Here is an 18224-nt window from a genome sequence, read left to right on the forward strand (position 1 = left end):
TGATTATTTTCAGAAGCTTTCGAAGATTTCTTCAACAACTTCAACCACTTGCGCTTCTGATCTCTCATCAGCGGGAGGCGAATTCTACAGCGTTACACGCTGCTGTCAACACCTCTTTTTCAACTTCCTTTTGGCTTCGATGAACTGAAGCAACTTACTGCCGAAAACCGCGTAACTCATTGTTTAACAAGGAGTTTTCCGTTTCGACTGCACCGGAAGTGGGGCGAATTATAGACAGATATAATTCGCCGTCAACACTTAATTTCAGCCTTATTCAGATTTGAGCGTAATGCGTGCAAAGGCCTTCTTCCCCGCCTGACAAACGTGGGTCGCTCCGAGCTCATATATAAAGGTGCGATCTACCACCTCACCATCTATACGCACACCACCCGAACCCAGAAGGTCACGAGCCACGGCGGAGTTTTTCACCAAGCCCGCCTTATTAAGAACGGCCGCAATCGGCATCGCCTCAGCAGCAGTCAGCTCAACCTCAGGAAGATCATCCGGCAACTCGCCATCTTTCATGCGGTTGCCCGCCGCGCGGTGAGCACTGGCCGCTGCCTCTTCACCATGGAACCGAGCAACAATCTCTTCTGCCAGCTTGATTTTCACATCACGCGGATTGGCGCCAGCCTCGACGTCAGCGCGCAACGCATTGATCTCGTCCATCGAGCGGAAGCTCAACAGCTCAAAGTAACGCCACATAAGCGCATCAGGAATGGAAACCAGCTTGCCGTACATCACGCCTGGCGCCTCTTGGATACCTACATAGTTACCCAGAGACTTGGACATCTTCTTGACGCCATCCAACCCTTCCAGCAATGGCATGGTCAGAATGCACTGAGCCTCTTGCCCATACGCACGCTGAAGCTCACGCCCCATCAGCAGGTTGAACTTCTGGTCGGTACCACCCAGCTCCACATCGGCACGCAGCGCCACCGAGTCATAACCCTGGACTAGCGGATACAGGAACTCATGAATAGCGATCGGCTGATTGGTGGAGTAGCGCTTATCGAAGTCGTCGCGCTCAAGCATTCGCGCAACGGTGTACTGAGATGTCAGACGAATAAAGTCGGCCGGCCCCATCTGATCCATCCAGGTGGAGTTGAACGCCACCTCGGTCTTAGCCGGATCAAGAATCTTGAATACTTGGGTCTTGTAGGTCTCGGCGTTGTCGAGAACCTGCTCGCGGGTCAGCGGCGGGCGCGTAGCGCTTTTGCCACTCGGGTCGCCGATCATCCCAGTGAAGTCACCTATAAGGAAGATGACCTGATGCCCCAGCTCCTGGAACTGACGTAGCTTATTAATAAGCACGGTGTGACCCAGGTGCAGGTCCGGCGCTGTCGGATCGAAACCAGCCTTAATACGCAGGGGTTGGCCACGCTTGAGCTTTTCGATCAGCTCGGCCTCAACCAACAGTTCTTCCGCACCACGTTTTATCAGCGCTAGCTGCTCTTCAACCGACTTCATAACAGATCCGCAAGGCTCAGATTCAAAAGGGAACCAACCATACAAGATCAGGGACTAATTACAAGTTTTGCCCTGCGCACGGACACCGTTCAGCAAGCCCAGCATTCGCGAGCTTGCGCCACAGATGATTTGGTTATATTTTATACAGTTATTTCATCTTCATCATGTCATTCATCTTTTCCATTTCATCTTCAAAGTCAAATTACCTATGACCACTGAACCGTCTAAAGCGCCGCCGCTTTACCCGAAGACCCACCTGCTCGCCGCAAGTGGTATCGCCGCCCTTCTTAGCCTGGCACTCCTGGTATTCCCTTCCAGTGACGTAGAAGCCAAACGAACATCCCTGAGCCTCGACTTGGAGAGTCCAGTTGAACAACTGACACAAGATCAAGACGCTGCCGACGCTCAACAAGCCACAAATGCCCCATCTGAATCGCCGTTTGCCCAGATAGAAAACACGCCCGAAGATACCCAGCAAGCGGCAAAGGAACTGCAAAAGCCAGTCGCAGACGCAGCTAAGAATCCTCAGCACCGCGAAGTGATCGTCGCAAAAGGCGATACGCTTTCTACCCTTTTCGAGAAGGTTGGTCTTCCTGCCGCCACCGTTAACGACGTGCTGGCCAGCGACAAACAAGCCAAGCAGTTCACCCAACTGAAACACGGCCAGAAGCTTGAGTTCGAATTGACGCCTGACGGCCAGTTGAACAACCTGCACAGCAACGTCAGCGACCTCGAAAGCATCTCCCTGACTAAGGGCGCTAAAGGTTTCGCGTTCAATCGCATCACCACCAAACCAGTGATGCGCTCCGCCTACGTTCACGGCGTGATCAACAGCTCGCTGTCGCAATCCGCTGCGCGCGCGGGGTTGTCGCATAGCATGACCATGGACATGGCCAGCGTATTTGGCTACGACATCGACTTCGCCCAAGACATCCGCCAAGGTGACGAATTCGACGTGATCTACGAGCAGAAGGTCGCCAACGGCAAAGTGGTCGGCACTGGCAATATTCTCTCTGCACGCTTCACCAACCGCGGTAAGACCTACACCGCTGTGCGCTACACCAACAAGCAAGGCAATAGCAGCTACTACACGGCTGATGGCAATAGCATGCGCAAAGCGTTCATCCGCACCCCAGTGGACTTCGCTCGCATCAGCTCGCGTTTCTCCATGGGGCGCAAGCATCCAATCCTGAACAAAATCCGCGCACACAAGGGCGTCGACTACGCAGCTCCTCGTGGTACGCCTATCAAGGCAGCGGGAGACGGCAAGGTCCTGCTGGCCGGCCGTCGCGGCGGTTACGGCAACACGGTGATCATTCAGCACGGCAACACCTACCGAACCTTGTATGGCCACATGCAAGGCTTCGCAAAGGGCGTGAAGACGGGCGGTAATGTGAAGCAAGGTCAGGTGATCGGCTATATCGGCACTACCGGCCTCTCCACCGGACCGCATTTGCACTACGAGTTCCAGGTCAATGGCGTACACGTTGATCCACTGGGCCAGAAACTGCCGATGGCCGACCCAATCGCCAAAGCAGAGCGCGCGCGCTTCATGCAACAAAGCCAGCCCCTGATGGCACGTATGGACCAGGAGCGTTCCACCCTTCTGGCTTCGGCGAAGCGTTAAGTCATGCCGCTCTATATAGGTGTGATGTCCGGAACCAGCCTCGACGGCCTGGATATCGCCCTGATCGAACAAGGTGCAGCGGTCAATCTGATCGCCACCCACTACACTCCGATGCCGGACACCCTGCGCGCAGAGCTGCTAAGCCTGTGCGCTAGCGGCCCGGATGAGATTGCCCGTTCAGCGATCGCCCAGCAGCATTGGGTTACCCTCGCCGCTCAAGGCATTCACACACTGCTCGACCAGCAAAACCTCAAGCCTCAAGATATCCGCGCGATCGGCAGCCATGGTCAGACTATCCGCCACGAACCCGCCCGAGGTTTTACGGTGCAGATCGGAAACCCGGCCTTGCTCACTGAGCTGACGGGCATCACCGTGGTCAGCGACTTTCGCAGCCGCGATGTAGCCGCCGGCGGCCAGGGTGCACCGCTCGTCCCTGCGTTTCATGAAGCATTGTTTGGCGAAAGCACCGGCAACCGTGCGGTGTTGAATATAGGCGGTTTCAGCAACCTCAGCCTGATTGAGACCGGCAAACCTGTAGCCGGCTTCGACTGCGGCCCGGGCAATGTCCTGTTGGATGCCTGGATTCATCTACAACGCGGCGAACACTTTGATCGCGACGGCCAGTGGGCAGCCAGCGGCAAAGTAGAACCTCAGTTGCTCAACGCTCTGCTCGGCGACCCGTTTTTCCTGACAAAAGGCCCAAAAAGCACCGGCCGAGAAGTGTTCAACCTGGGATGGTTGCAACAGCACCTTAGCCGCCTGCCAGCCTTCGAACCCCAGAACGTGCAGGCCAGCTTGCTGGAACTGACCGCCCTGACCATCGTTGAGTCCCTGCAAACCGCACAATCGCAGACAGAAACGCTGTTGATCTGTGGCGGCGGCGCCCATAACACCGCAATGATGAAGCGACTGGCCGCCCTGCTGCCATCCACCCAGGTCAGCAGCACAGCCACTCACGGCGTAGACCCCGACTGGGTCGAAGCCATGGCCTTCGCCTGGCTGGCCCATTGCTGCCTGGAAGGCATTGCCGCCAACCGCCCCAGCGTCACTGGCGCGCGCGGACTGCGGTTACTGGGCGCAATCTACCCCGCCTGACTAATCCGCAGACAGCAAAACGCCGCGTGGCCCATGAAAGCCAAGCGGCGTTTTTGTATCCACTCTCGATCAGATCGAGAACGAAGACCCGCAACCACATGTAGTGGTGGCATTAGGGTTCTTGATCACGAAACGCGAACCCTCCAGACCTTCCTGATAATCCACCTCGGCGCCCGCCAAGTACTGGAAACTCATCGGGTCTACAACCAGGCTCACGCCCTCGCGCTCAACGATAGTGTCATCGTCAGCCACATCTTCATCGAAGGTAAAGCCGTACTGAAACCCTGAACAACCGCCGCCCGTAACGAATACGCGCAGCTTCAAGCGATCATTACCCTCTTCATCGACCAGGCTCTTCACCTTGTGCGCAGCACCGTGAGTGAATTGCAAAGCCGTGGGGGTGAAGGATTCAACGCTCATGCTGATAATCTCCCGGCGTAGAGCCGCCATATGCGTAATGGCGGGCATTATCCGCTTCTCCTAGAAAATCGGTCAACTATTGTTACGGTATATCAATCTGCATCGCCGCCATTAGAAACACAAAAGGCCCGATCAACGGGCCTTTTGCGCAATCAACAAACCGCCTTAAGGCAGCATGCCGGCATGGGACAAGCCCAACTTCTCATCCAAGCCGAATAGGATGTTCATGTTCTGCACAGCCTGGCCCGACGCGCCCTTGACCAGGTTATCGATCACCGACAGCACGACCACCAGGTCGCCGTCCTGCGGACGGTGCACAGCAATCCGGCACACGTTGGCGCCACGCACGCTACGGGTTTCCGGGTGGCTGCCCGCCGGCATTACGTCGACGAACGGCTCATTCGCGTAGCGCTTTTCAAACAACGCCTGCAGGTCTACCGAACGATCGACCACGGTTGCGTATAGCGTGGAGTGGATACCACGGATCATTGGCGTCAGGTGTGGCACAAAGGTCAAGCCCACATCCTTACCGGCAGCACGGCGCAGGCCCTGGCGGATTTCCGGCAGGTGGCGATGCCCTTTTACCGCATAGGCCTTCATGCTTTCCGAAGTCTCGGAGTACAGCGACCCTACCGCGGCACCACGGCCTGCACCGCTGACGCCAGACTTGCAGTCTGCAATCAAGCGCGACGCATCCGCCAACCCAGCTTCAAGCAACGGCAGAAAGCCCAACTGCGTAGCGGTTGGGTAGCAACCCGGCACCGCGATCAGGCGCGCCTGCTTGATTTGCTCACGATTGACTTCAGGCAGGCCGTACACCGCCTCTTCCAACAACTCCGGCGCGCCGTGTGGCTGACCGTACCACTTGGCCCATTCATCGGCGTCCTGCAGCCGGAAGTCTGCCGACAGGTCAATGACCTTGGTGCCAGCTGCCAGCAACTCACCGGCCAGCGCATGGGCAACACCATGTGGCGTGGCGAAGAACACCACGTCGCAGGCGCCAAGGGTCTTGATGTCCGGAACACTGAACGCCAAGCCGTCGTAGTGGCCTCGCAGGTTCGGGTACATATCGGCCACAGCCAGGCCTGCCTCGGATCGAGAGGTGATGACCACCACCTCAGCTTGCGGATGCTGAGCCAACAGACGCAGCAATTCGACACCGGTGTAACCCGTGCCGCCGACGATACCGACCTTGACCATAAACCTGCCCTCAACGAACCACTGGAAAGCCGTCGATAATAGGGGCCGTATCGCCCTGCGACAACCGTCAACGTGACGTATGGGCGCATGAGCCACTACTATCTTCGCTACCGTGAACCTGGGAATAACTAAAAATGCTTTATCTATGGGTCAAAGCCTTCCACATCATCAGCATCGTCTGCTGGTTTGCCGGGCTGTTCTACCTGCCGCGCCTGTTCGTCTACCACGCCCAAAGCGAGGACACCGTCAGCAAGGAGCGCTTCAGCATCATGGAGCGCAAGTTGTACCGCGGCATCATGGGCCCGGCGATGATTGCCTCCCTGGCATTCGGCATCTGGCTGATTGCCCTCAACCCCGGCATCTTTCAGTCCGGCGGCTGGATCCACGCCAAGCTGACCCTCGTTGTACTGTTGATCGGCTATCACCACATGTGTGGCGCACAGGTAAAACGTTTCGCCCGTGGCGAAAACACCCGCAGCCATGTCTTTTATCGCTGGTTCAATGAAGTCCCGGTTCTGATATTGCTGGCTATCGTAATTTTGGTCGTAGTCAAACCGTTCTAACTTCAATTACTCGGGGTACCTCCAATGTCGCTGCCCGCTCTGCTTGAACAACGTCTGCGCCTGCCCGTGGTGGCTGCGCCGATGTTCCTGATTTCCAATCCACAACTGGTCCTGGCCTGCTGCCGCAATGGCGTGGTCGGGAGCTTTCCTGCGCTCAACCAGCGCGAGAGCAGTGGCTTCAAAGCCTGGCTGGAGGAAATCGAAGCGGGCCTTGCGCAGTTGGACAATCCAGCGCCGTACGCCGTCAACCTTATCGTGCACAACAGTAACCCTCGCCTGGAGGCGGATCTGGCGATCTGCGTTGAGCACAAGGTGCCGATCGTGATCACCAGTTTGGGCGCGGTGAAGGAGTTGGTAGATGCCGTGCACAGCTACGGCGGGCTGGTGTTCCACGATGTCACCACCCGGCGCCATGCCGAAAAAGCCGCTGAAGCCGGTGTAGATGGCCTGATTGCTGTGGCTGCCGGTGCCGGTGGCCATGCCGGCACCTGGAGCCCGTTCTCGCTGATTGCCGAGATTCGACAGTTCTTCGACAAAACCCTGCTGCTGGCCGGGTGCCTCAATCATGGACACGAAATCCTCGCCGCCCAGTTACTGGGCGCAGACCTGGCATATTTCGGCACGCGCTTCATCGGTACCGCCGAAAGCCACGCCCCAGATGCCTATAAAGAGATGCTGCTCACATCGCGCGCCGCCGACATCGTGCACACTCCCGCAGTCTCCGGCGTTCCCGCTAGCTTTATGCGCCAAAGCCTGGAAAATGCCGGGTTCGACCTCGCCGCCCTGCAAGGCAAAGGCGAAGTGAACTTCGGTTCCAAGCTCAAACCGCTGAGCGACGAAGCCAAAGCATGGAAGACCGTATGGTCCGCCGGCCAAGGCGTCGGTGAGATTAATGATTTGCCCAGCGTCGATGAACTCGTTGCCCGCCTCGATGCCGAATACCGCAAGGCGCGCGAGCAGGCCGCACAATTGCGCTGGCCACGCTGACCCAACCGACAGGCCTGCCAATTGAGCAGGCCCGCACCCCCACCTGAATAAGTGACAAGGAAGCCCGCATGAGCGACAACCGCTTCAAGATTGTTTTTGATGGAGCCTTGCTCCCGGGTGTCGAAAGCACCACGGCCAAGCTGAACCTGGCTGAGCTGTTCAAAAGCACCGTCGAGGACATCGAGAAACTCTTCACCGGTCGCCCGGTTGCACTAAAACGCGACCTGTCACGCCCCGACGCCGAAACCTACCTCACCGCTCTGAAGAACGCTGGCGTCGACGCGCGCATCGAGGCCGAACAGCCCGTAGCCTTCAGCCTTGCCGAAACACACGAGACGAGCTCTGGTGCAACAGACTTCTCTCGCCCAGCCGCTTCACCGTACGCGCCTCCGCGTGCTGCCGTGGGTGACAGCCACCCTGAATACGCCGATCTCAAGATCTTCACGATCAATGGCCGTATTGGCCGTCTGCGGTATTTGGCATGGACGCTGGTACTGACCGTCGCAATGCTCGTCGCAGCAGGCATCCTTAGTACTGTAGGCTTCGCCATCGCGACCGCGTCACCGACGATAGCCATCATTGTTGGCTCGCTGCTCGGTTTAGCGCTGTTCGTTGCGGTTGTAGTCGTGAGTGTGCAAATCGGGGTCCAGCGCTTGCACGACCTGGGCTGGTCTGGCTGGCTGTACCTGCTGAACCTCGTGCCGCTGGTAAACAGCATTTTCCCGCTGTTGCTGCTGGTAGTGCCAGGTAACTCGGGTGCCAACCAATACGGCGCACCGCCACCGCGTAACTCCACTGCGGTAAAGGTTCTGGCCTCTCTGTGGCTGGCATTCATTCCTCTGATGCTCATCCTCGTCGTGTCGCTGGGCATGAACGGCTACCTGGACCAACTCGAATCCAACGTCGACAGCAGCTACGAAAGCAGCTCCATCACCTCCGATGAAGACGCCGATCAAAGCGTCATCGTTGATGAAGAAGACGCCCAAAGTGCTGACGAAGCGGCCGAACCTGTAGACTCTGCAGAAGAACAGTAAAGAAACGCCCCCATCCGTGATGCCTCCATCATTGATGGGGGCGTTGCGATGGAGAAAGGCATGACCCGTTACGCTCTGATCACCGGTGCCTCCAGCGGCATTGGCCTCGCCTTGGCAGAAGCCCTGGCCCGTCGCGGCCGCAGCTTGATTCTGGTGGCCCGCCAGCGTGATCAGTTGGAAAGCATTGCACTCGAATTGACTCAGCGCTTCGGCGTCGAGGTGCTGTTTCGTGCCTGCGACCTGGGCGAGCCGCTGCGCTTGTCCGGATTCCTGTTGGAGCTTGAAGAAGGCGAGCGGCAGATTGATTTGCTGGTCAACTGCGCCGGCATCGGCACAAGCGGACCATTCCTGGCCCAGGACTGGATGACCGAGCAAGACCTTATTGAAGTCAACATCCTCGCCCTCACCCGCATGTGTCACGCCCTGGGCAATACCATGGCGCTGCAGGGCGGCGGACAAATTCTTAACGTTGCGTCGATTGCCGCGTTTCAACCCGGTCCGTGGATGAGCAGTTACTACGCCAGCAAGGCCTATGTGCTGCATTTCTCCGAGGGTTTGCGCGAAGAACTGAAGACCTGCGGCATCAAGGTATCGGTCCTTTGCCCTGGCCCGACACGCACCGCGTTCTTCGGTACCGCGCAAATGGACACCGCCAAGCTTGATCGCAGCGAACAACTGATGAGCCCGGAAGAGGTCGCGCTCTACACCGTACGCGCATTGGAAAAGAACAAAGCCATCATCATCCCCGGCCGCCGTAATCGCTGGCTGGCCTTCAGCCCACGTCTAAGCCCGCGCTGGCTGACGCGCAAAATAGCCGGTGCCATCAACAAGGCCTATTGCCCACGCTGACCGCGTGGGTACACTCACCCCTGCACGCTCATAATGGAGAAACAGCTGTGGATACTCTGTTCACCAAGATCATCAACAGAGAAATACCCGCGAAGATCATCTACGAAGATGATCAAGTCCTCGCTTTTCACGATATTGCCCCGCAGGCACCAGTGCATTTTCTGGTGATCCCGAAGAAGCCTATCCGCACCCTCAATGACCTCACGGAAGATGACAAATCCCTGGCCGGGCACATTCTGTTTACCGCCCAGCGCCTCGCCGTGGAACAAGGCTGCGAGAAAGGGTTTCGCGTAGTAATGAACTGCAATGAGGATGGCGGACAGACTGTCTATCACATCCATATGCACGTGCTGGGTCAGCGCCAGATGAACTGGCCACCGGGCTGAGGATTATTGGGGAGTTTGCGACTGCGACGCAGCCGGACGGCAGCAAGCTCCCTCGCCACAAAGGCAAATTGACTCAGGGCAAACGCTTGCCCATCTCTTGCGGTAAACTGGCCGCCGAGATTCTTCCCGGAGGTCAGCATGACTACCCAACGTCACTACTCGCCGATTGATCGCCTATTGCTGCAAGCCGACACGGCCATGCGCACACTCCTGCCCTTCAGTGGCCAACCGTACCGTCCGTCGCCCGCCATCCTGCAACCTGACGCGCAGATGAGCGAGACCGACACTCGTCATGTCGCCGGCCTGATGCGCATCAACCATACCGGCGAAGTCTGTGCCCAGGCGCTTTACCAAGGCCAGGCACTGACTGCCAAGCTGCCGCAGGTACGCGCCGCCATGGAGCACGCGGCCGAGGAAGAAATCGACCACCTGGCCTGGTGCGAGCAACGCATCCGTCAACTGGGTAGCCATCCCAGCGTGCTGAATCCACTGTTTTACGGTTTGTCGTTCGGCATTGGCGCTGCTGCCGGCTTGATCAGTGACAAGGTCAGCCTCGGTTTTGTCGCCGCGACTGAACATCAAGTGTGCAAGCACTTGGATGAACACCTGGAACAATTGCCGGCCGAAGACGAAAAATCCCGGGCCATTCTTGAGCAGATGCGTATCGATGAAGAACACCACGCTGAAAGCGCACTGGATGCAGGCGGCTTCCGCTTCCCGGCGCCAGTGCGTTTCGGCATGAGCCTACTTGCCAAGGTCATGACCAAAAGCACCTACCGCGTCTGAGCAAACCTGCAGCCGAAAAAAAGGGCGCTTTCAAAGCGCCCTTTTCTTTTGCCAATCGACGATTAACCCAACTCGATAATCTCGTAGTCATGGGTAATGGCCACGCCGGCCGCACCGAGCATGATCGACGCCGAGCAGTACTTCTCTGCCGACAGCTCGATGGCGCGCTTGACCTGAGCCTCCTTCAGCCCTCGGCCCTTCACCACGAAGTGCATATGGATCTTAGTGAACACCTTGGGATCTTCAGTGGCGCGCTCGGCTTCCAGGAAGGCTTCACAGCTTTCCACGGCCTGTCGGGATTTTTTCAGGATGCTGACCACGTCGAAATTGCTGCAACCGCCCACGCCCAGCAGGAGCATTTCCATCGGACGTACGCCCAGGTTGCGGCCACCGGCTTCAGGCGGGCCATCCATGACCACTACATGGCCACTGCCCGACTCACCGAGGAACATGGCTTCGCCCGCCCATTGGATGCGTGCCTTCATCGCCCAGACTCCACTGCTAAAAAAGGGTCGCCAGCTTAGCACAGGGCCTGAGCGCGACAGCGTTTCCCATCTATGTGATCAATAACGGGGCTTGCTCGGTAAATTGGCTAATCGAGTCAGAATGTGTCTGTTAAGCTGACGCCAAATGAGTGGCGCATTGCCACCCTTTATAAAGCGTGTATCAATGCCGATACCGCCGAGTACAACAATTCCAACCACCTCGCGCTGCCTTTCGGGATACAACCATGGTTGCTCTGACGCCCATACCCAAGATCAAGAATCTCGACAAGCTGCTGATGCATTGCCAGCGCCGACGTTACCCGGCCAAGCACAACATCATCTGCGCCGGCGAGCGCTCCGAAACGTTGTTCTTCATTATCAAGGGCTCAGTCACCATTCTGATCGAGGATGAAGACGGCCGCGAGATGATCATCGCCTACCTGAACACGGGGGATTTCTTCGGGGAACTGGGGCTGTTTGAGCAAGCCGGCAAGGAACAGGAGCGTAGCGCCTGGGTGCGGGCCAAGGTCGAGTGCGAAGTGGCCGAGATCAGTTACACCAAATTTCGCGAGCTGGCTCAACACGATCCCGACATTCTCTACGCACTCAGCGGTCAGATCGCCCAGCGCCTGCGTGACACCACGCGCAAGGTCGGCGACTTGGCATTCTTCGACGTTACCGGTCGCGTGGCCCGTTGCCTGCTGGAGCTGTGCAAACAGCCCGATGCAATGACTCATCCCGACGGCATGCAAATCAAGATCACCCGTCAGGAAATCGGGCGAATTGTCGGCTGTTCACGAGAGATGGTCGGCCGCGTGCTCAAGGACCTGGAAGAGCGCAACCTGGTCCACGTCAAAGGCAAGACAATGGTGGTGTTCGGTACTCGCTAACCCGGCAGGAAGCTGGCCAGCATCTGACGGTACAAGGTATCCAATCGGCTGATGGCATCCGGCGCGGGGAAAGCTTCGTGCAAGGCGATATGGCTGTCGGCACGAACCCGTTGCTCCAGACCGCAGGCTTCGTTGAAGCGATTGACCGCCGCGATCAGTTCTTCGCGATCGTTATCCAGCAACAACGCACCGTGCACCAACCCTACCGGGCGGCCACCGCTTTGCCGCCAGCGCTGAGCCGTGCCGACCATTTTGCGCCCGTTCAGGTTGACGTTGTAACGACCGTCGCAGAATGCACCTTCGATTTCCCCGACGGAGGCATCGCCGCCCAACTCGATGAGTAAATCGCAGATCGGCTGGCATAGGCGCTGGTAACCGGTTTCGATGCGGCCTTGATCGCCTTCACTGCGCGGCGGAGCGTAGACCAGGGCGATATTGACCGTAGCGCTGGACTGCGGCACCGGTTCGCCACCGGTCTCACGCAGCAACACCGGCCAACCGTAATCGGCCGAGACTTGGCTGGCGGCTTCGAATGCCGGCAACCGACTCAGACGACGCGGCATCACCAAGGCTTGATCACTGGGTTGCCAGAACAGCAGGCCGAACTCCTGGTCACCAGCACAAACGGCAGCCAACAAGGCTTGCTCGGCGGCAAGGCCTGCTTCGACGGTCATCTTTACTGGCTGAGTCATCTAACACCTACCTATCGGCATAACCACAGGACCCAATGTGGAAGGGGGCTTGCTCCCGATGGCATTCTGTCAGTTGATGAACAAGTCAACTGACACTCCGCTATCGGGAGCAAGCCCCCTCCCACATTTGACTGCATTTCAAATATTGATCGTGGGTCAAATCAATCGAGAGTTGAACCGCTGACCGCCACGCCACGCTCCGGGAAGAACAGACGCTGCAGTTCCGCCCCCGGGTTCTCGGCGCGCATGAAGGTCTCGCCCACCAGGAACGAGTACACATTGCTGATTTCCATCAGCTCCACGTCGGCGCGGTTAACAATGCCGCTCTCAGTGATCACCAGCCGGTCGCGTGGAATACGCGGCAGCAGGTCGAGAGTGTTTTCCAGGCTGACTTCAAAGGTGTGCAGGTTACGGTTGTTGACCCCCACCAGCGGTGTGTCGAGGGTTTTAAGTGCGCGCTCCAGCTCATCGCCGTCGTGCACTTCCACCAGCACGTCCAAGCCGACGCTTTTGGCCACGGCCGCCAACTCGGCCATCTTCACGTCATCCAGAGCGGAGACGATCAGCAGAACGCAGTCGGCGCCCAAGGCACGGGCTTCGACGATCTGGTACGGGTCGACCATGAAATCCTTGCGGATCACCGGTAACTTGCACGCCGCACGGGCCTGCTGCAGGAACAGGTCGGAACCCTGGAAATAATCGATATCAGTCAATACGGACAGGCATGTCGCCCCGCCCTTTTCGTAGCTGACCGCGATTTCCGCTGGCACAAAGTGCTCGCGGATCACACCCTTGCTCGGCGAAGCCTTCTTGATCTCCGCGATCACTGCCGGATGCTTGAGCTTGGCCTGGGCGATCAGTGCATTGGCAAATCCACGCGGTGCGTCAGCGGCTTTCGCTTGGGCTTCCAGCTCGGCCAGGCTCACACGGGCACGGCGTTCGGCGACTTCTTCAGCCTTGCGGGCCAGGATCTTTTCCAGAACGGTCGGAACACTCATCCTTCATTCTCCATCTTGAATACAGCGGTGAATGCTCCCAGCTCCTCGAGCTTTTCACGAGCCAGACCGGTGTGCAGCGCATCGTGGGCCAATTCGACACCTTCCTTAAGACTATAGGCATGGTCGGCGGCGTAAAGTGCCGCGCCAGCATTCAGAACAATCATTTCCGCAGCTTTTTGACCGTTCTCAGTCTTACGCCGCCCTAGGGCATCGCGAATCAACTCCAGGGACGCAGCCGGGCTTTCTACCGCCAAGCCATGCAGGCTCTGGCTCTTCATGCCCAGGTCTTCTGGCTCGACCCAATACTCGGTGATCTGATCATTCTTCAGCTCCGCCACAAAGGTCGGCGCGGCCAGGCTGAATTCATCCAGGCCATCTTTGGAATGCACCACCAGCACATGCTTGCTGCCCAGCCGTTGCAGCACTTCAGCCAACGGTTTGCACAACGCCTGACTGAATACGCCCACCACCTGGTGCTTTACACCGGCCGGATTCGTAAGCGGGCCGAGCATGTTGAACAGCGTACGCAGGCCAAGGTCTTTGCGCGGACCGGCGGCGTGCTTCATTGCACCATGATGGGACTGGGCAAACATAAAGCCGATGCCGACGTTGTCGATGCAGCGCGCCACTTGTACCGGTGTCAGGTTCAAGTAGATACCGGCCGCTTCCAGCAGATCGGCACTGCCGCTCTTACCGGACACCGCACGGTTACCATGCTTGGCCACGGTGCAGCCCGCCGCCGCGACCACAAAGGATGAAGCCGTCGACACGTTGAAAATATTTGCACCGTCGCCGCCGGTGCCAACCACATCGACCACACCGTCGAGGGTTTTAAGCTCGACCTTGTCGGCCAACTCACGCATCACCGAAACCGCGCCGACGATCTCGTCGATACTCTCGCTCTTCATGCGCATTGCCATCATGAACGCGCCGATCTGCGCGTCAGTGCATTGGCCGGTCATGATCTCGCGCATCACATCGCTCATTTCAGCGGTGCTCAGGTCCAGATGGCCGACGATACGGCTCAGGGCAGTCTTGATATCCATGGAAAGTCCTTAGCGCGTGCCGCCGCTCTGCTTGAGAAAGTTGGCGAACAGCTCGTAGCCCTGCTCGGTCAGGATCGATTCAGGGTGAAATTGCACCCCTTCGATATTCAATGTCTTGTGACGCAGGCCCATGATCTCGTCGACGGTGCCGTCTTCCAGTTGGGTCCAGGCGGTCAGTTCCAGGCATTCCGGCAAGGTTTCGCGCTTGACCACCAGCGAGTGGTAGCGGGTCACAGTCACCGGGTTGTTGAGTGCCTGGAATACACCCAGGTCCTTATGGAACACCGGACTGGTCTTGCCGTGCATCACTTGGCGCGCACGCACCACGTCACCACCAAAGGCCTGGCCAATGGATTGGTGGCCCAGGCATACACCCAGGATTGGCAGCTTGCCGGCGAAGTACTTGATGGCTTCGAGAGAAATACCCGCCTCGGTCGGCGTGCACGGGCCCGGCGAAACCACGATGCGCTCGGGATTCAGCGCGGCGATCTCGGCCACGGTCAGCTCGTCGTTGCGCACCACCTTGACCTCGGCACCGAGTTCGCCCAGGTACTGCACAACGTTGTAGGTAAAGGAATCGTAGTTATCAATCATCAGCAACATGGGGAAACCTCAGGAATTGGGGGTCTGTTCAGCCAGCGCAACAGCGCGGAACATCGCGCGGCGCTTGTTCAGGGTTTCTTCCCATTCGAGGGCCGGTACCGAGTCGGCGACGATCCCGCCACCGGCCTGCACATGCAGCTCCCCGTCCTTGATCACTGCCGTGCGGATCGCAATAGCGGTGTCCATGTTGCCGTTCCAGGCGAAATACCCCACGGCGCCGCCGTAGACACCACGCTTGACCGGTTCCAACTCGTCGATGATTTCCATCGCGCGAATCTTCGGCGCGCCCGACAACGTGCCCGCCGGCAGAATCGCCCGCAGTGCGTCCATTGCCGTCAACCCGGCTTTCAGTTCACCGGTGACGTTGGACACGATGTGCATCACGTTGGAATAACGCTCGATGACCATCTTCTCGGTCAGCTTCACCGAGCCAATTTCCGAAACGCGCCCGGTGTCGTTACGGCCCAGGTCGATCAGCATCAAGTGCTCGGCGATTTCCTTATCGTCGCTGAGCAGGTCTTCTTCCAGCGCCAGATCCGCTTCTTCAGTCGCGCCACGCGGACGAGTGCCGGCGATCGGGCGCACGGTGATCAGGTTATCCTCGACACGCACCAGCACTTCCGGCGAGCTGCCCACTACGTGGAAGTCGCCAAAGTTGAAGAAGTACATGTACGGCGTCGGGTTGAAGCAGCGCAGCGCCCGGTACAGGTCAATGGGCGCAGCCTTGAAGTCGATGGACATGCGTTGCGACGGCACCACCTGCATGCAGTCACCGGCGAGGATGTATTCCTTGATGGTATCGACCGCGCGCTCATAGTCATCCTGGGTAAAGCTGGAGCGGAACACCGGATCAGCCGCCGGCGGACGGCTGAGGTCCAGGCCGCGACGCGGGGTGATCGGCTGCCGCAGTTTTTCCAGAAGGGCTTCCAGGCTGGCCAGGCCCTGTTCGAAGGCGTCAGCTTGGGATGGGTCAGCGAGCACAATCGCGTGCATCTTGCCGGCGAGGTTGTCGAAAACCACCACCGCGTCAGACACCATCAGCAGAATATCCGGCACGCCCAGCGGGTCCGGGTTCGGGCATTTGCCCAGGCGTTTTTCCACGTAACGCACGCAGTCGTAGCCGAAGTAACCCACCAGCCCGCCGTTAAAACGCGGCAGACCCGCAATGGTCGGCACGTTGTAGCGCGCCTTGAAGGCTTCGACGAAGGCAAGCGGGTCTTCAACGTCATGGCTTTCGATCTCGACGCCATCATGGGTAATGCTCACATGATGGTCGTGTACCCGCAGCACCGTGCGGCATGGCAGGCCGATGATCGAGTAACGGCCCCACTTCTCGCCGCCCTGTACCGACTCCAGCAGATAGGAGTTGGGCTCGTCGGCCAGTTTCAGGTAGATCGACAGTGGCGTGTCGAAGTCGGCCAGGGTTTCGCAGGCCAGGGGGATACGGTTATAGCCGGCAGCGGCCAAACGCAGGAATTCTTCGCGGATCATGATGTGCCTCGTGGCGTGAGGGTCTAACAGTCAGGTATGCAAACGTGCCGCAGGGCGCGGCCAGGATCAGTCAGGCGCGCCAACGCCAGCGGGCCAGGGCCTTGATGACTTTCATCCAGAGTTTGCGAGTGACCACCACGATGGAATTTCCAGAAGGGGACTTATCGATGTCGGGCAACGTTATCTCAGCGCCCGCTCCCAAGCAACCGGGGATTAGCAGTCGCAGGTCATCAATGACCAGCGCCGGCGACTCTTCGGCAATCGGCCGGCCATGGTTATAACCGTAGCTTAGGGCTACACACTGAACACCCGCGGCTTTTGCCGCCTGCACATCACTGCGCGAGTCGCCGACAAACAGCGACTGGGACGCCGGGATATTGGCCATTTTCATCACGAAAAACAGCGCCGCCGGGTCGGGTTTCTTCTGTGGCAAGGTATCGCCACCGATGATCCAGCGGAAATACCGGCCGATTTTCATCTGGTCCAACAGCGGCGCTACGAAGCGCTCCGGCTTGTTGGTGATCAGGGCCATTTCCACGCCCTGTTTGTGCAGCCATTTGAGGGTGTCGCGCACGCCGGGGTAAACCACGGTCAGTTCGTGGCCGTCCTCATAAGCAACATTGAATAACTCCAGCGCATGCTCGGCTTCCACGTCATCGACGCCTTCAGCGTCGATATGGTTAGCCAGGGCCCGGCGCACCAGCATCTGCACGCCATTGCCAACCCATTCGCGTACAGACTCGATCCCCGCCGGCTTGCGTCCCAGCTTGAGCAGCATTTGGTCCACCGCCGCCGCCAGGTCTGGCACCGAGTCGATCAGCGTACCGTCCAGATCGAACATCACCAACCGTGGCAGTTTGCCGGGAAACAGCTGCTCAAAGCCGCTCATGGACGTGCCAGCGCCAGTTCGGCACGCATCTTGTCGATGACTTCCTGGTAGTTCGGCGCGTTGAAGATCGCCGAACCGGCCACGAACGTATCGGCGCCAGCCGCTGCGATTTCACGGATATTGTTGACGTTGACCCCACCGTCGATTTCCAGGCGGATATCACGACCGGACGCATCGATCAGCGCGCGGGCTTCGCGCAGCTTGTCGAGGGTGCCGGGGATGAACTTCTGCCCGCCGAAACCTGGGTTGACGCTCATCAGCAACACCATGTCGACCTTGTCCATCACGTACTTGAGCACGTCCAGCGGGGTAGCCGGGTTGAACACCAGGCCCGCCTTGCAGCCGCCTTCGCGGATCAGTTGCAAGGTACGGTCGACGTGCAGCGAGGCTTCCGGGTGGAAGGTGATGTAGGTTGCACCGGCTTCGATGAAGTCGCCGATGATGCGGTCTACCGGGCTCACCATCAGGTGCGCATCGATCGGCGCGGTAACGCCGTATTTGCGCAACGCTGCGCAGACCATCGGACCGATGGTCAGGTTGGGCACGTAGTGGTTGTCCATGACATCGAAGTGCACGAAGTCGGCACCGGCGGCCAACACGTTGTCCACTTCCTCACCCAGGCGGGCAAAATCGGCGGAGAGAATCGATGGAGCAATGACGAAGGGCTGCATGACGCACCTTTTTTGAGCTAAATCACGATGGCGCGCATTGTA

Annotated in this window: 20 protein-coding genes; 9 read left to right on the forward strand and 11 right to left on the reverse strand. The window is 58.5% G+C overall.

What is annotated here, in order from left to right; translation table 11 throughout:
• Positions 1-270: 270 nt before the first annotated feature.
• Complete coding sequence (gene tyrS, locus G9Q84_RS03535) at positions 271-1470, reverse strand: tyrosine--tRNA ligase (protein ID WP_017739632.1); 1200 nt, start codon at positions 1468-1470, stop codon at positions 271-273.
• Between the two features lie 208 nt (positions 1471-1678).
• Here tyrS and G9Q84_RS03540 point away from each other — a divergent pair, with 208 nt between their 5' ends.
• Both G9Q84_RS03540 and G9Q84_RS03545 read left to right on the forward strand, forming a co-directional pair.
• Positions 1679-3097, forward strand: a complete 1419-nt coding sequence (locus tag G9Q84_RS03540; RefSeq protein WP_181642902.1) for a peptidoglycan DD-metalloendopeptidase family protein — start codon at positions 1679-1681, stop codon at positions 3095-3097.
• Between the two features lie 3 nt (positions 3098-3100).
• A complete protein-coding gene (locus G9Q84_RS03545; RefSeq protein ID WP_122754300.1) occupies positions 3101-4192 on the forward strand; it encodes an anhydro-N-acetylmuramic acid kinase in 1092 nt (363 codons plus the stop codon).
• A gap of 69 nt (positions 4193-4261) precedes the next feature.
• Here G9Q84_RS03545 and erpA read toward each other — a convergent pair whose 3' ends face one another.
• Positions 4262-4612: an iron-sulfur cluster insertion protein ErpA gene (erpA, locus tag G9Q84_RS03550; protein WP_003176443.1), complete on the reverse strand. Its 351-nt coding sequence runs from the start codon at positions 4610-4612 to the stop codon at positions 4262-4264.
• Positions 4613-4777: 165 nt separating this feature from the next.
• Complete coding sequence (gene argC, locus G9Q84_RS03555; RefSeq protein WP_010206935.1) at positions 4778-5812, reverse strand: N-acetyl-gamma-glutamyl-phosphate reductase; 1035 nt, start codon at positions 5810-5812, stop codon at positions 4778-4780.
• A gap of 134 nt (positions 5813-5946) precedes the next feature.
• Between argC and hemJ the strand changes: the two genes are divergently transcribed.
• The 6 genes from hemJ to coq7 all read left to right on the forward strand — a co-directional run bounded on the left by hemJ (position 5947) and on the right by coq7 (position 10417).
• Entirely contained in the window at positions 5947-6375 is a 429-nt protein-coding gene (gene hemJ / locus G9Q84_RS03560; protein WP_032883825.1) for a protoporphyrinogen oxidase HemJ, read from the forward strand.
• Between the two features lie 24 nt (positions 6376-6399).
• A complete protein-coding gene (locus G9Q84_RS03565) occupies positions 6400-7362 on the forward strand; it encodes an NAD(P)H-dependent flavin oxidoreductase (protein WP_099600893.1) in 963 nt (320 codons plus the stop codon).
• A 68-nt stretch (positions 7363-7430) separates the two neighbouring features.
• Positions 7431-8396 carry a DUF805 domain-containing protein gene (locus G9Q84_RS03570; protein WP_032883827.1) on the forward strand — a complete coding sequence of 322 codons (966 nt, stop codon included), beginning with the start codon at positions 7431-7433 and terminating at the stop codon, positions 8394-8396.
• Positions 8397-8456: 60 nt separating this feature from the next.
• Positions 8457-9245, forward strand: a complete 789-nt coding sequence (locus G9Q84_RS03575) for an SDR family NAD(P)-dependent oxidoreductase (protein WP_181642903.1) — start codon at positions 8457-8459, stop codon at positions 9243-9245.
• A gap of 47 nt (positions 9246-9292) precedes the next feature.
• Positions 9293-9631, forward strand: a complete 339-nt coding sequence (locus G9Q84_RS03580; RefSeq protein WP_032883829.1) for a histidine triad nucleotide-binding protein — start codon at positions 9293-9295, stop codon at positions 9629-9631.
• Between the two features lie 138 nt (positions 9632-9769).
• Positions 9770-10417: a 2-polyprenyl-3-methyl-6-methoxy-1,4-benzoquinone monooxygenase gene (gene coq7, locus G9Q84_RS03585; protein ID WP_122681328.1), complete on the forward strand. Its 648-nt coding sequence runs from the start codon at positions 9770-9772 to the stop codon at positions 10415-10417.
• Positions 10418-10479: 62 nt separating this feature from the next.
• On the opposite strand, the gene G9Q84_RS03590 is transcribed toward coq7, so the two are convergent.
• The gene (locus G9Q84_RS03590; protein WP_003176451.1) at positions 10480-10902 is read right to left on the reverse strand and encodes an OsmC family protein; all 423 of its coding nucleotides are present in this window, start codon (positions 10900-10902) and stop codon (positions 10480-10482) included.
• Between the two features lie 245 nt (positions 10903-11147).
• On the opposite strand from G9Q84_RS03590, the gene crp reads away from it, so the two are divergent.
• Entirely contained in the window at positions 11148-11792 is a 645-nt protein-coding gene (crp, locus tag G9Q84_RS03595; RefSeq protein WP_032883832.1) for a cAMP-activated global transcriptional regulator CRP, read from the forward strand.
• On the opposite strand, the gene G9Q84_RS03600 is transcribed toward crp, so the two are convergent.
• From G9Q84_RS03600 to rpe, 7 genes are all read right to left on the reverse strand, one after another.
• Positions 11789-12484: a lipoate--protein ligase family protein gene (locus tag G9Q84_RS03600; RefSeq protein WP_032883833.1), complete on the reverse strand. Its 696-nt coding sequence runs from the start codon at positions 12482-12484 to the stop codon at positions 11789-11791. The genes crp and G9Q84_RS03600 overlap by 4 nt on opposite strands.
• 161 nt (positions 12485-12645) lie before the next feature.
• The gene (gene trpC / locus G9Q84_RS03605) at positions 12646-13482 is read right to left on the reverse strand and encodes an indole-3-glycerol phosphate synthase TrpC (RefSeq protein WP_095185035.1); all 837 of its coding nucleotides are present in this window, start codon (positions 13480-13482) and stop codon (positions 12646-12648) included.
• Positions 13479-14528: an anthranilate phosphoribosyltransferase gene (gene trpD, locus G9Q84_RS03610; protein ID WP_032883837.1), complete on the reverse strand. Its 1050-nt coding sequence runs from the start codon at positions 14526-14528 to the stop codon at positions 13479-13481. The genes trpC and trpD overlap by 4 nt, the downstream gene beginning before the upstream one ends.
• A 9-nt stretch (positions 14529-14537) precedes the next feature.
• Positions 14538-15131: an aminodeoxychorismate/anthranilate synthase component II gene (locus G9Q84_RS03615; protein ID WP_122307627.1), complete on the reverse strand. Its 594-nt coding sequence runs from the start codon at positions 15129-15131 to the stop codon at positions 14538-14540.
• Between the two features lie 9 nt (positions 15132-15140).
• Entirely contained in the window at positions 15141-16622 is a 1482-nt protein-coding gene (gene trpE, locus G9Q84_RS03620) for an anthranilate synthase component I (protein ID WP_179179817.1), read from the reverse strand.
• A 70-nt stretch (positions 16623-16692) separates the two neighbouring features.
• Positions 16693-17511 carry a phosphoglycolate phosphatase gene (locus tag G9Q84_RS03625; RefSeq protein WP_032883841.1) on the reverse strand — a complete coding sequence of 273 codons (819 nt, stop codon included), beginning with the start codon at positions 17509-17511 and terminating at the stop codon, positions 16693-16695.
• Positions 17508-18182, reverse strand: a complete 675-nt coding sequence (gene rpe / locus G9Q84_RS03630) for a ribulose-phosphate 3-epimerase (protein WP_032883842.1) — start codon at positions 18180-18182, stop codon at positions 17508-17510. The genes G9Q84_RS03625 and rpe overlap by 4 nt, the downstream gene beginning before the upstream one ends.
• Positions 18183-18224 lie beyond the last annotated feature (42 nt).

Origin of the sequence: Pseudomonas sivasensis, from assembly GCF_013778505.1 — a bacterium.
In the GTDB taxonomy this organism is placed as follows: Bacteria; Pseudomonadota; Gammaproteobacteria; order Pseudomonadales; family Pseudomonadaceae; genus Aquipseudomonas; species Aquipseudomonas sivasensis.